General features: G+C 62.3%; 11 protein-coding genes. 6 read left to right on the top strand and 5 right to left on the bottom strand.

From position 1 onward, the window contains the following. Positions 1-93: 93 nt before the first annotated feature. Together leuS and VFI82_04705 are read right to left on the bottom strand one after the other, a co-directional pair. On the bottom strand, positions 94-2,616 hold the full coding sequence (gene leuS, locus VFI82_04710; GenBank protein HET7183961.1) for a leucine--tRNA ligase: 2,523 nt from the start codon (positions 2,614-2,616) through the stop codon (positions 94-96). 100 nt (positions 2,617-2,716) lie between these two features. Next, a complete protein-coding gene (locus VFI82_04705) occupies positions 2,717-3,715 on the bottom strand; it encodes a deoxyribonuclease IV (protein HET7183960.1) in 999 nt (332 codons plus the stop codon). Positions 3,716-3,820: 105 nt separating this feature from the next. Between VFI82_04705 and VFI82_04700 the strand changes: the two genes are divergently transcribed. The 5 genes from VFI82_04700 to VFI82_04680 all read left to right on the top strand — a co-directional run bounded on the left by VFI82_04700 (position 3,821) and on the right by VFI82_04680 (position 8,696). Next, positions 3,821-4,216 (top strand): SgcJ/EcaC family oxidoreductase, encoded by a 396-nt coding sequence (locus VFI82_04700; GenBank protein ID HET7183959.1) that lies wholly within the window; start codon positions 3,821-3,823, stop codon positions 4,214-4,216. A 34-nt stretch (positions 4,217-4,250) separates the two neighbouring features. Continuing rightward, on the top strand, positions 4,251-5,222 hold the full coding sequence (gene cysK, locus VFI82_04695; GenBank protein ID HET7183958.1) for a cysteine synthase A: 972 nt from the start codon (positions 4,251-4,253) through the stop codon (positions 5,220-5,222). 126 nt (positions 5,223-5,348) lie between these two features. Continuing rightward, positions 5,349-6,401 (top strand): 3-deoxy-7-phosphoheptulonate synthase, encoded by a 1,053-nt coding sequence (aroF, locus tag VFI82_04690; protein ID HET7183957.1) that lies wholly within the window; start codon positions 5,349-5,351, stop codon positions 6,399-6,401. 77 nt (positions 6,402-6,478) lie between these two features. Further along, on the top strand, positions 6,479-7,648 hold the full coding sequence (locus VFI82_04685) for a beta-propeller fold lactonase family protein (protein ID HET7183956.1): 1,170 nt from the start codon (positions 6,479-6,481) through the stop codon (positions 7,646-7,648). 4 nt (positions 7,649-7,652) lie between these two features. Then, positions 7,653-8,696 carry a UDP-N-acetylmuramate dehydrogenase gene (locus tag VFI82_04680; protein ID HET7183955.1) on the top strand — a complete coding sequence of 348 codons (1,044 nt, stop codon included), beginning with the start codon at positions 7,653-7,655 and terminating at the stop codon, positions 8,694-8,696. 9 nt (positions 8,697-8,705) lie between these two features. Here the strand turns inward: VFI82_04680 and VFI82_04675 are convergent, their stop codons facing one another. From VFI82_04675 to modC, 3 genes are all read right to left on the bottom strand, one after another. Next, complete coding sequence (locus tag VFI82_04675; protein ID HET7183954.1) at positions 8,706-9,107, bottom strand: c-type cytochrome; 402 nt, start codon at positions 9,105-9,107, stop codon at positions 8,706-8,708. After that, on the bottom strand, positions 9,104-9,976 hold the full coding sequence (locus VFI82_04670; protein ID HET7183953.1) for a hypothetical protein: 873 nt from the start codon (positions 9,974-9,976) through the stop codon (positions 9,104-9,106). The genes VFI82_04675 and VFI82_04670 overlap by 4 nt, the downstream gene beginning before the upstream one ends. Before the next feature lie 688 nt (positions 9,977-10,664). Then, positions 10,665-11,819, bottom strand: a complete 1,155-nt coding sequence (gene modC, locus VFI82_04665) for a molybdenum ABC transporter ATP-binding protein (protein ID HET7183952.1) — start codon at positions 11,817-11,819, stop codon at positions 10,665-10,667. Positions 11,820-11,983: 164 nt separating this feature from the next. On the opposite strand from modC, the gene VFI82_04660 reads away from it, so the two are divergent. Then, the coding region (locus tag VFI82_04660; protein HET7183951.1) for a VTT domain-containing protein at positions 11,984-12,478 on the top strand (495 nt) is incomplete at its 3' end.

Genomic DNA, 12,478 nt, shown 5'->3' with positions numbered 1-12,478 from the left:
ACCTCGTGGTTCGCTATTGTAGCTGGAAATTAACTCGGCGGAACCGGCAGGGCTAAGCCGTGCCCTTTCAAAGCCTCAGGAGTCAGGCCGCAACTACTTCACAACGATGTTGACCAGCTTGTGAGGCACCACGATCGCCTTAACGATCTGCTTGCCCTCGATTGCCGTCAGGACTTTCGGATCGTTCAAGGCGAGCTGGCGGACGTCCTCTTCGCCGGAGTCTGCCGCCACCAGCAAGCGCGCGCGGATCTTTCCATTCACCTGGACCACGATCTCAACTTCTTCCTCGCGCGCCAGCGCCGGGTCATATTGCGGCCAGGGGTGGCGCAACAGGCTTCCCTGCTCGCCCAGCATCTCCCAAAGCTCATGCGACAAGTAGGGGGCAAAGGGATGCAGCAGTAGCACAAGGTTGCGCTGCGCCGCCGCCAACAATGGAAGCGCAATGAGGCCGCGCTCAATCTCCGGCCGCAGCAGGTAGAACTCGTTCACCAGCGACATCAAGGTTGATACGCAAGTATTGAAATGCCAGCGGCCGGCGAATTCGTCGGTGATCCGCTTGATCGCCTGGTGCATCCGTCGCTGCATACGGCGCGCCTCGGGTGAGAGCTCCGCGGGTAATGCGTCTCGCCATCCCGGCGCATTCGGCTTCGCATTGGCGGCGACGAAGCGGTACACGCGCGCCAGAAAATCCTGCACGCCTTTGACGCCTGCATCCTGCCAGTCCAGGTCGCGATCGGGAGGAGCGGCGAACAGCGTGTACATGCGTGTGGCATCGCCACCGTAGCGCGCAACCATGTCGTCGGGCGTGACCACGTTGCCCTGCGACTTTGACATCTTGGCGCCGTCCTTGATCACCATGCCCTGCGTAAACAGGCGCTGCACCGGCTCGGAATTTTTCACCAGGCCCATGTCGCGCATGAACTTGGTCCAGAAGCGCGAGTAAATGAGGTGCAGGATGGCGTGCTCGACTCCGCCGATGTACTGCTCGATGGGAAACCAGTAATTGGCGATGCCGCTGTCGAACGGCGCCCGCTCGTTGTGCGCGTCGGTGTAGCGGTAGAAGTACCAGGAGGAATCGACGAAGGTGTCCATGGTGTCGGTTTCGCGACGCGCCATGCCGCCGCACTTCGGACACTTGACGTTCACCCAGTCGGTGACGCGGCCGAGCGGAGAACCGCCGGTCAACGTGATCTCGACGTTGTCCGGCAGCCGGACGGGAAGATCCTTTTCCGGCACCGACACTACGCCGCAGCTGCCGCAATAAAGCATGGGAATGGGCGTGCCCCAGTAACGCTGGCGCGAGATGCCCCAATCCTTCAGGCGATAAGTGACCGTGGGCTTGCCGAAGCCGTGCCCCTGGGCGTAAGCGGCCATTCTCTGCATCGCTTCGACGCACCCAAAGCCGCTAAACTCGCCGGAGTTGATGAGCAGCGAATCGGTCCCGGTATACGGGATGGTGGAATCGCCCGGGTTTTCGTTGCGCGGAAGGATCACGACGCGGATTTCGAGATCGTACTTTTTCGCGAATTCATAGTCGCGATCGTCGTGTGCCGGCACCGACATGATTGCGCCGGTGCCGTAATCCGTGAGGATGTAATTCGCCACCCAGATGGGCAGCTTTTCCTGGTTGAACGGATTGATGGCATAGCGCCCAGTGAAGACGCCATGCTTCTCGATGGCGCCCACGTCCCCGGCTTCCTTCGCCTTGCGCTGTTCCGCCAGCAGCGCGCCGATCCGGTCGCGGAGATCGGCATCGTCGCCGACAAGTCCGGTCACCAGCGGATGCTCGGGCGCGAGCTGGATGGAGGTCGCTCCGAAAATCGTATCAATGCGCGTGGTGAACACCGGAATTTTGTCAGCCGCGTTTTCCAGCTGGAATTCCACCAGCGCGCCTTCGCTGCGGCCGATCCAGTTCTGCTGCATGATGCGCACTTTTTCCGGCCAGCCGGAAAGGTGGTCGAGGTCGCGCAATAATTCTTCGGCGTAGTTGGTGATGCGCAGGAACCACTGCTCCAACTCGCGCTGCTCGACGGGCGTGGTTTCATGACGCCAGCAGCAGCCGTGCACCACCTGCTCGTTGGCAAGCACGGTGGCGCACTCCGGGCACCAGTTCACCTTGCTCTTCTTGCGATAGGCAAGGTTCTTCTCGTAGAGCTTGAGGAAGAACCACTGGTTCCAGCGGTAATAGTCGGGCAGGCAGGTGGTGACTTCGCGCTCCCAGTCGTAGGCGAAGCCAAGGCGCTTCATCTGCGATTTCATGTGCTCGATATTGCGGAGCGTCCACTCGCGCGGCTGCACCCCGGCCTTGATGGCCGCATTTTCCGCCGGCAATCCGAAGGAATCCCATCCCATCGGATGCAGGACGTTATAGCCGTTCATCCACATGAAGCGCGCCAAGGCGTCCCCGATGGAGTAGTTGCGCACGTGTCCCATGTGCAATGCGCCGCTGGGATAGGGCAGCATTTCCAGGACGTAGTACTTCTTCTTGTCGGTGCTGGGCGGTTCGGCGCGATAGAGAGACGAGTCCGCCTGGAAGCGGGCAAACCACTTCTCCTCGATCGGCTGGGGATCGTAGCGCTCCTCGCGTTTCTCGGTGATTTGCGGCGTGTCGGCCATTACGACGTTGTCCTGATGAAAGTAATTCTTGATTTTACAAGGTCGACGGTCGATGGTCGATGGCCGGCGGCATCATTGCCAGGTCAGCACTGACCGGCGATCATCTGCGGCTGCTTTTTCTTCGCACACGCGAGGGCGTGCTTCGACTTCGCTCATGAACGGCTTGTGCCACATCGGTCACCAATGATTTCAGAGCTTCGACATTCCTCGCATCGTCGCCGGGCTCGTCGATTGGCGTTTCGGCGATAAATGCGCATTTCGCCAATCGCGGATCGTTCAGCAGCCGTCGGAAAGGCTCCAGGCCAATGGTTCCCTTTCCGATGTGCTGGTGCCGATCCAGCCGGGAGCCGCGCGCGGCCTTCGCGTCATTACAGTGCCATACCGGCACGTTCTTCAGCCCGACCGTCTGGTCCAGGCGCGCCAGAGTTTGCTCATAGCCTTCCTCGGTGACGATGTCATACCCGGCAACGTGGGTGTGGCAGGTATCGATGCAGGCGGCCACTGGCACGTACTCGCGAAGCACGCCCACCAGAGCCGCCACCTGCTCGAAGCTGCCGCCGAGTGAAAACTCGGCGCCGGCGGTATTTTCGATGAGGATGGTCAATCCCCCCTGCCCCAAGTCGAGAGCATCCGTAGCTTCGGCGATGGCGGTCGCGGCCTTCACCAGGCCTTCCTCGCGCGTCATGCCTCGGAACGAACCGGGATGAACCACCAGGTACTCCGCGCAGAGGGCGAGCGCGCGTACCACTTCGCCGCGGAAAGCGACAATGGACTTACGGTGGAACTCAGGGTTACCGCCGGCCAGATTCACCAGGTAATTCGCGTGGATGACCAGCGGCTTCAGATCGTAGTCGGCGCGCAGCCGGTTCATCACGTCGCATTGTGACCTGGACAGCTCGTAGGGAGCCCACTGCCGCGGGCTGGAGGAGAAAATCTGGAACGCGCTGCAGCCCAGCCGGTAAGCGCGCTCGGCGGCAGTCTCGGCGCCGCCCGCGGTCGAAGTATGAATCCCTATCCGCCGGGAGGTCCGCCACGGCGGCGTCTTCGGCGGCGGCTGCTTCAGAATGTCGCGCTGTTCCTGGGCCATGGACCGGGGCACGGACACTTTAGATTGCCGATTGGCGATTGACGATTGCCGATTTCTGGCGCGGCGTAGCGACTGTGCATCGAACACCTGCAAATACTCGTCGGCTACAATTGCGTCATGACGAGCAACGCCGAACAGGCAATTCGTGCATGGCTTGAGCAATGGCTGCGCGCGTCGGCCACGGGAGATCACAGGACCATGTCCGCCATGCTCGCCGAAGACATGGTTTTCCTCGTCCCGGGGCAGCCGCCATTCGGAAAACGCGAGTTCACTGCCGCGTGGGAAGGACCGATGCGCGGGGCCAAGGTGGAATCGCAGTCGGAGTTGGAGGAGTGCATCGTCAGCGGTGACCTCGCCTGCACCCGCACCCGCTTGGCCGTTGCCATCACCAGCCCGGATGGCAAAGTGTCGCGTGCCCGAGGCTACACGCTGAGCGTCTTCCGCAAACAAGGCGACGGACGCTGGCTCCTTGCCCGCGATGCCAACCTGCTGACACCAGAAATCGTTGGCTGAGACGAGCGACTCGCGTTCTATACTCCGGAGCACAATGAAAATTGCCAACGATGTCACTGAACTGATAGGGCGCACGCCGCTGGTGCGGCTGAACCGCGTCACCGAGGGCTGCCGCGCCACCGTGGTCGCCAAGCTGGAGAGCTTTAATCCCTGCAACAGCGTTAAAGACCGCATTGGAGTCAGCATGATCCGCGAGGCCGAGCGCGCCGGACGCATTCATCCCGGCAAGACAACCATCGTCGAGCCGACCAGCGGCAACACGGGAATCGGCCTGGCATTCGCGGCCGCCATTCGCGGCTATCGCATGATCATCGTCATGCCCGACACGATGAGCCAGGAGCGCCGTGTCCTGCTGCGCGCCTTCGGCGCCGAGGTGGTGCTGACGCCCGGCCTGAAGGGCATGAAGGGCGCGATCGCGAAAGCCAACGAGATTGTTGCGCAGACGCAAGACGCATTCATGCCGCAGCAGTTCGCCAATCCCGCAAATCCGAAAATTCACTTCGAGACCACGGGCCCGGAAATCTGGGAGGACACGGACGGCAAAGTGGACATCCTGGTCTCCGGCGTCGGCACCGGCGGCACCATCACCGGCGTGACGGAGTTCATTCGTCCCAGGAAACCCTCGTTCCGCGTGGTTGCGGTGGAACCCACCGAGAGCGCCGTGCTCTCGGGCGGGCAACCCGGCCCGCATAAGACGCAGGGAATCGGCGCGGGATTTGTGCCCGACGTGTTGCGGACCGATTACATCAGCGAAGTCATCGCCGTTCCGAGCGAAGAATCGATCGAGATGGCGCGCCGCATGCCGCGCGAAGAAGGCTTACTGGTGGGGATTTCCTCGGGTGCAGCGGTGATCGCGGCATTGAAGGTCGCGCGCCGGGAGGAGAATGCGGGCAAGCTGATCGTGGCGGTTCTGCCCGACTTCGGCGAGCGTTACCTGAGCAGCGTGTTGTTCGCGAAACTGCGCGAGGAAGCCGAGCACATGAAGACCGAGGAAGTAACGGTTTAATCAGGCGCCCGGGCTGCTGTCATGCTGACTGCAGCGAAGCATCGCGCTCGAGGGCGAGCGCGCTCCAATTGTCGCGGCGGCGGCGGTGGCAGTAGACTATTTGTTTCGACAGGGACCGAGGTTTCTATGCTGGTTGTCATGAGCGCGCACGCCACCGAGGCGGATGTACGCGCGGTTTGCGAAAAAATCGAGTCGGCCGGGCTGCGCGCGCACGCGATTCCCGGGGCGCAGCGTACCGCCATTGGCATCACCGGGAACCAGGGGATGGTGGAAATCGGGCTGGAAGACATGCGCGGCGTCCAGGAAGTCATCCGCGTCAGCAAGCCCTACAAGCTGGTCAGCCGGGACGTCAAGACTGACAACACGGTCATCACATTTGCCGGCACCGATACCACCATCGGCGGGCCCGAGCTGGCCGTCATTGCCGGGCCGTGCGCGGTGGAATCGCGCCAGCAGGCATTCACCATCGCTGAACAGGTGGCCAAGGCGGGCGCGCGCTTTTTCCGCGGCGGCGCTTACAAGCCACGCACCTCGCCCTACGCCTTCCAGGGAATGGGCGAAGAAGGCCTGCGCATCCTCGCCGACATCCGCGAGCGCTTCGGGTTGCTGATTGTCACCGAGGCGGTCGATTACGAGTCTCTTGAACTGGTGGAGAAGTACGCTGATGTCATCCAGCTCGGCGCCCGCAACATGCAGAACTTCTCGCTGCTGAAGCGCGCCGGGCGCGCGCGCCTGCCGGTCTTGCTGAAGCGCGGCATGTCGGCGACGCTGGAAGAATTCCTGATGGCCGCCGAGTACGTGATGAGCGAAGGCAACTACAACGTCGTGCTCTGCGAACGCGGCGTTCGGACCTTTGCCGACCACACCCGGAACACGCTCGATTTGAGCATCGTGCCGGCGGTGCATCGTTTGAGCCACCTGCCGATCCTGGTCGATCCCAGCCATGGCACCGGCAAGCGCGACAAGGTCATCCCGCTCTCCCGTGCCGGCATCGCTGTCGGCGCCGACGGCCTGATTGTCGAGGTGCACCACGATCCCGATCGCGCCATGTCGGACGGCCCGCAGTCCGTCTATCCTGAGCAGTTCGCGGAATTGATGGACGAAATGCGCCAGATCGCCCCGATTGTGAAGCGCAAGGCGCCGCAGCCGGCGGCGGTGTCGGCAGCAGTTAGGAGTTAGGCGTTAGCGGCAGGAGTTGAGAGTCCGCCAGTTGGCGCAGCAGCGAGCTGCGCCCTTCTTGTTAGAATCACTTCCTATTGAACAAGAGCCTACTCGTCGCCGTGGTTGTGCTTGCAGTGCTAGGGGCGGCATGCCGGCGCCAGCGCGATTATCCCGGCGACCTCAATGCCTACGTCAGCAACGGCAAGAGCGATACCGTTTCCGTCATTGACCTTGGGCAGTTCAAAACGGTGAAGACCATTGCGGTGGGGCACAATCCGACCGGCATCAGCGCGAACCCGAGGAAGAACGAGATCTACGCGGTCAACACGGAATCCAGCAACATCAGCTTCATCGATGCGGTGAAGAACACAGTCGTGGCCACCGTCGGCGTGCATCGCGCGCCCTACTTCATCGATGTCTCCGCCGACGGCACGCGCGGCTATGTTGCGAACTCCGGCTCGGCGAATGTGAGCATTCTCGACCTGGACAAGCGGCGCGTGCTGGCCACCGTCGGCGTCGGCGCGAATCCGGGCCTGGCACGCGTCTCGCCGGACGGAAAGATCGTGGTCGTTTCCAATCGCGGCGGCGACTCGGTCTCCATTCTCGATGCCGGCGCCATGCGCGTGCGCGCCACGGTTCCGGTTTGCCAGCATCCCGAGGACATCGCCATCCTGCGCGACTCCAGCAAGGCCTTCGTGGCCTGCACCGGGTCAGCGCAGGTGGCGGCGATTGACCTGAAAGCGGACAAGGTGCTGGCGCTGCTCGATGTCGGCAAGACGCCCATCCATCTCGCGCTTAAGCCCGACGGCGGCGAGCTGTTCGTGTGCAACTTCGATTCTGCATCGGTCTCGGTAATCGAGACCAACGCCAACGAAGTTGGCAGCACTTACCTGATCGGCAACCAGCCGGTGCACGCGGTCGTAAGCTCCGACAATTCCCTGCTCTACGTCAGCAATTTCGGTTCTGACGCCATTTCGGTGTTGGCGATCGATATCGGCCGCGTCGTTGATTCCATTGCCGTGGGCAATCGTCCCGACCAGCTGGCGCTGACCGCCGATGAAGATTTTCTGTTCGCGCTCGACACCCAGTCCGGCGACGTTGCCGTGGTGCGGCTTACAAGATTGCCGCGCGGCAACAAGATCAGCCTGCCGGAGGCGATCCTGAAAGGACAAAATCCTAACAAGCTGCGCGCACTGGTCACCATGGTGCCGGTCGGAATTCAGCCCAACAGCATTGTCGTGAAACAGGTCGTCCCCGCGAAGTGAGAGCATGGATATACTCGAAAATGTCCCGCTGGCGCCGATGACGACCTTGCAAGTCGGCGGCCCGGCGCGCTATTTCGTCCAGGTATCGACCTCCGCCGACGCTGCGCAGGCGGTGGACTGGGCGAAGTCGCGCCAGTTGCCGCTGTTCGTGCTTGGCGGCGGCAGCAACCTGGTAGTCGCCGACCGCGGCATTGCTGGACTGGTACTGAAAATTGCGATCGGGGGAATCGAACGGCGATCCGAGAACGGCAAGGAAGTATTTGAAGCCGGCGCGGGAGTGGAGTGGGACACGCTGGTCGCACGCGCGGTCGCGGCCAATTGCGCCGGGCTGGAGTGCATGAGTGGAATACCCGGCACCGTGGGCGGGACGCCGGTACAGAATGTCGGCGCCTACGGGCAGGATGTTTCGCAAACCATAACGGAAGTCCAGGTGCTCGATCTCCGCGATGGCCGCCTGTGCGCCCTTTGCAATGAGGCCTGCGGGTTCGAATATCGCAGCAGCATCTTCAACACCGCAGAACGCGGGCGATACATCATCTTGCGCGCGGCGTATGCCCTCGAACCGGGAGGAGAGCCGACGGTGGAATACCGCGACCTGAAGACTTACTTCGCGACCGCTGCGAAAGTTCGTCCCACGCTTGCTGAAGTACGGGAAGCGGTGCAGACCATTCGGCACTCGAAGGCCATGCTGATCGTGGAGGGAGAGGAAGACGCGCGCAGCGCCGGCTCATTTTTCAAGAACCCGGTGCTCGATGCGGGAGAGTACAAACGCGTTTCAGCGCTAGAAAACGGGCCGATGCCCAGCTATCCAACCGGCAATCAACGATTCAAAATTCCCGCCGCCTGGCTGGTCGAAAAAGCCGGTTTCCACAAGGGGTACGCATGCGGCAGTGTGGGAATCTCGCGAAAGCACGCGCTGGCAATCGTCAATCGGGGAGGAGCGACGGCGGCGGAAATCGTGGTCCTGAAAAATGAAATTCAGCGCGCCGTGTTCGAGAAGTTCGGTGTGGCACTGACACCCGAGCCGGTGTTTGTCGGCTTCGAGTAGCTCCGCAGATTATTTCGATTTTTCTGGTTGCGCCAGCGTTCGCAGATAGAGCACCAGTTGCCAGCGCTGCATCTCCGGCAGGCCGCTAAACGAGGGCATCCCGCGCCGCGTGTTTCCATTGGTGATCTTCCAGAACAGGGCGCCGTCCGTCTGCTGTTGCACGACCGGCAACCGCAGATCGGCAGCTTTTTTGGCCTTCAGTCCTTCGCCTGTGGCGCCATGGCAGGTGACGCAACTCTTCATGAAAACTTTGCGCCCACCCGCCGCCAGGTCCGGTGATCCCGCCAGCGGATTGCTTCGCGCTACTGCAGACTCTGGCGGCTGCCATGAGGGATCAGGCTGGTACTCCACGTTCTGTGCTCCAACCACGGCACACGCCAAGACCAGGAAGACAAGCAGTACGCGACTCACGGTTTGCTCCTGAACAGAGAGGCGACCTTCCGGCCGAACCCGTTCACCTCGTACAGGTACTTGAAACGCAGCAGCAGGGGCGTGCTTCCCGAGTTGAGACCGACCGCGGGCGAGAGGATGATCGCGCTGTTGTCGGTCAGGTTCCAGCGGACCACCGGCCCCAGGTAATGGGCCGTGTCGTGAAATCCAAACTGCTCGGTGCTGCCCAGCCCGCCGTAGAGTTCCAGGCCGGCGACGAAATTTTCCCGGCAGAACCGGCAGGAGCGACCCGACGCGAGTTTCGCCAGCGGCCGCCACACGCCGAGCGCGTAGCCGAACTCGAATCCTTCCGGCGCCGAGAGATTTTTTTCCACGATGAAGTTCTCAGAAATATTCCAGTCGTGAACCGTGCTGGAAAGGATCAGCTTGGTTTCCAGTTCGCGGGCGCGCACCCGCCGCAGGTCGGCGTTGGGCTCGTCGAAGCTGCTGGCATGGCCGACCACTTCCTTCAGGACGCGCGAGGCTTCGTTGACATTCTCAAATTCGAAGTACAACACCGGGTTGATGCGGTGCTCGCGGGCCAGGGGGCGGAAGCGGTTCTCCAGCCGCCAGCCGGTAAGAATCGTGCTGTCGGCTTCGCGCGACAGCCCCTCGAGGTAGAACTCGGCCGTCCACCATGCCTTCACGCCATATTCCAGTTCCAGCAGCGGAGCGGCGAACACCGGTTGGCCGGCGCGGGGGATGCCCAGGACATTGGAGAGCGAGATTTCCAGGTTGCCGGGCTCCTCCAGGTGATGGTCGTAGGTCACGAAATAGGGTTTGTCCTGGGCGCGGGCCAGGCCGGCAAGGGCGAGTACAGCGGCGATAAGAGTCAGGAGACGGCGAATCAAGAAAGAGTCCTCGCTGGCGTAGTATTGAAATTGAATTTCATTTTCAATTTCAACCATTCTGCCGCCGGTGGCAGCTTCCCGCCTGTGACCGGTATCACGCTGCAGTGTGATGTGAAGTTATCCCGTGAATGGGGGATTAGCACCGGCGACCAGAACCATCGCATACAGACAAGGAAACCAACTTTCCCTCAGGGGCTAAAGCCCTCAGCATTTGTGGCCCTTGGCGGCACGGCTGAAGCCGTGCCTTACCCAGGTGAAAACCGCGCTCGAACTGCGGCCCTTCCCGGATCCCGGGGACGGGCTCAACGCAACCAGTGGCAGGAATACGTCTAGACCACCAACCAGACCTCAGGGGCTAAAGCCCTCAGCATTTGTGGCTCTTGGCGGCACGGCTGAAGCCGTGCCCTACCCAAGTGAAAACGCGCCCGAATTGCGGCCCTTCACGGATCACGCGGACGGGCTCAACGCAACCAGTGGCAGGAATACGTCTTGACCACCAGCCAGACCTCAGGGGCTAAAGCCCTCGGCATTTGTGGCCCTTGGCGGCGCGGCTGAAGCCGTGCCCTACCCGAGTAGGGGCAACGGCAGACGCCGTGCCCTACCCAAGTAGCGGCAACGGCGGACGCCGTGCCCTACCCAAGTGAAAACGCGCCCGAATTGCGGCCCTTCCCGGATCACGCGGACGGGTTTAACGCAACCAGTGGCAGGAATAGGTCTTGACCACCAGCCAGACCTCTCGCCCCGGTTCCAGGCTCAAGGACTGCTGCGCCCCAGGCGTGAGGTGGACCTCCATCTCCAGCCCCTCTTCCGCACCGGCTCCGCAGCGCACCCGTGCCACCACGGTGACATCACGGCGCTGGAGCGAGACGATACGGCCCGCCAGGATGTTGCGCGCGCTCAAGCCCTGCGGCCTGCTCGACGCCAGCAGGATGTCGCCGGCGCGGATTCCGATGCGTACCGTCTCCCCGGCCTGCACCCGGCCGAGCGGCGCCTCCAATGGCACTCCGCCGGCGAGCCGGCAAGTCATGGTCCCCAGATCCTGATGCAGGGCGCAGACCTGGGCGTCAAAAATGTTCTCGAAGCCGGCCGCCTGCGCCAGCGATTCCCGGCGAGGCGCCTGCAACACCTCTTGCGGCGAGCCTTGCGCGATCAAGCTTCCCTGCTCGAGCGCCATCACCCGCTCTCCTAAGGCAAAAGCCTCGTCACGGCTATGCGTAACGTAGAGCACCGGAATGCGGTGCGCTTCGTTCCAGGCGCGCAGATCGCCGATGATCCCGCCCTTGGTGGCAACGTCGAGCGCGGAAAGCGGCTCGTCCAGCAGCAGCACGCGCGGGTCGGTTACCAGCGCGCGGGCGAGCGCCACGCGCTGACGTTCGCCACCGGAAATTTCGGCCGGTCGCCGATTCCGCAGGTGGCCAATCCGGAACGCTTCGACGATGGTGTCCACCGCTTTCCGCCGCTGCTGCGGAGCGACCCGGTGCAACCCGTAAGCGATGTTGGCTTGCACGCTCATGTGGGGAAACAGCGCGAGCGTCTGGAACACGTACGCGACCCGCCGCCGCGACACGGCGACATCCACCCCCAAGGCGGAGTCGAATAGGATGGCTTCGCCGGCGGCGATTCGCCCCTGGTCGGGCTTGAGCAACCCTGAAATGCACTCCAGCAGCGTGGTCTTGCCGGCGCCGGATGCGCCGAACAGCATTGTGATTCCGGCCGGAGCGCTGAATGACACCTCCAGCGCGAAGCTCTCCGAGAGTATCTTGCGGAGTTCGACGGCAAGCGTGGCTGGTGCGGTTTCAGTCGTAGCGGGACATTGTAGCGGGTCAGGGTGTTGGGCCCGCAAAAGCGTCAGATCGGAATGGTTGGCGTGGACTGCGACTGTTTCCTAGTTTTGCTCACCGCCGTTTTTTCCGCCTGCTGGACACAAATCACATCTAAGCTTTTCGTGTAATGGGAATCACGGCCTTTTTAGCCTTGTTTCACGTCAGTTTGCGGACGGTGAAAGTAGTGCGCGCCAAAATCATATCGCAAACCAGTTTCCTGGCAGCAGCCACAATCTGGACAACGCTGCGCAAGTGGGGCGGCCCGGGGTTGTTGGTTATCGGCATCGTTGACAGCTCCTTCATTCCTACGTTCGGCAGCCTGGACATTTTCAACGCGGTGCTGGCCGCGCGCCACGCCGACCTGTGGTGGTACTACGCGGTCATGAGCACCGTGGGCTCCGTCATCGGCGCCTTCCTCACCTACCGCATTGCCCGCCGGACCGGCAAGGGCTGGCTTCAAAAGCGGCTCGGCGAAGCGCGGGTGATGCGCGTCAACAAAATCCTGGAGCAATGGGGCAGCGCGGCGGTCGTGATCGCGGTGATCGCACCGCCTCCCTTTCCCAGCTCTGCCTTCTTTGCCGCGGCGGGGGCGCTGCAATTTCCCATACGCAAATACCTGACCGCGGTCATCGCCGGACGTGCGTTTCGCTATGCCCTGGTCGGCTGGATCGCATCCCAT

It is taken from the genome of Terriglobales bacterium (genome assembly GCA_035691485.1).
In the GTDB taxonomy this organism is placed as follows: Bacteria; Acidobacteriota; Terriglobia; order Terriglobales; family Acidobacteriaceae; genus JAIQGF01.
The sequence above is the reverse complement of the archived record's forward strand: the minus strand, read 5'-3'. Positions and strand labels throughout refer to the sequence as shown.

Coding starts and splice junctions, on each gene's coding strand:
- leuS (HET7183961.1), bottom strand. CDS start 2,616: ATGGCCGACACGCCGCAAATCACCGAGAAACGCGAGGAGCGCTACGAT.
- VFI82_04700 (HET7183959.1), top strand. CDS start 3,821: ATGACGAGCAACGCCGAACAGGCAATTCGTGCATGGCTTGAGCAATGG.
- cysK (HET7183958.1), top strand. CDS start 4,251: ATGAAAATTGCCAACGATGTCACTGAACTGATAGGGCGCACGCCGCTG.
- aroF (HET7183957.1), top strand. CDS start 5,349: ATGCTGGTTGTCATGAGCGCGCACGCCACCGAGGCGGATGTACGCGCG.
- VFI82_04680 (HET7183955.1), top strand. CDS start 7,653: ATGGATATACTCGAAAATGTCCCGCTGGCGCCGATGACGACCTTGCAA.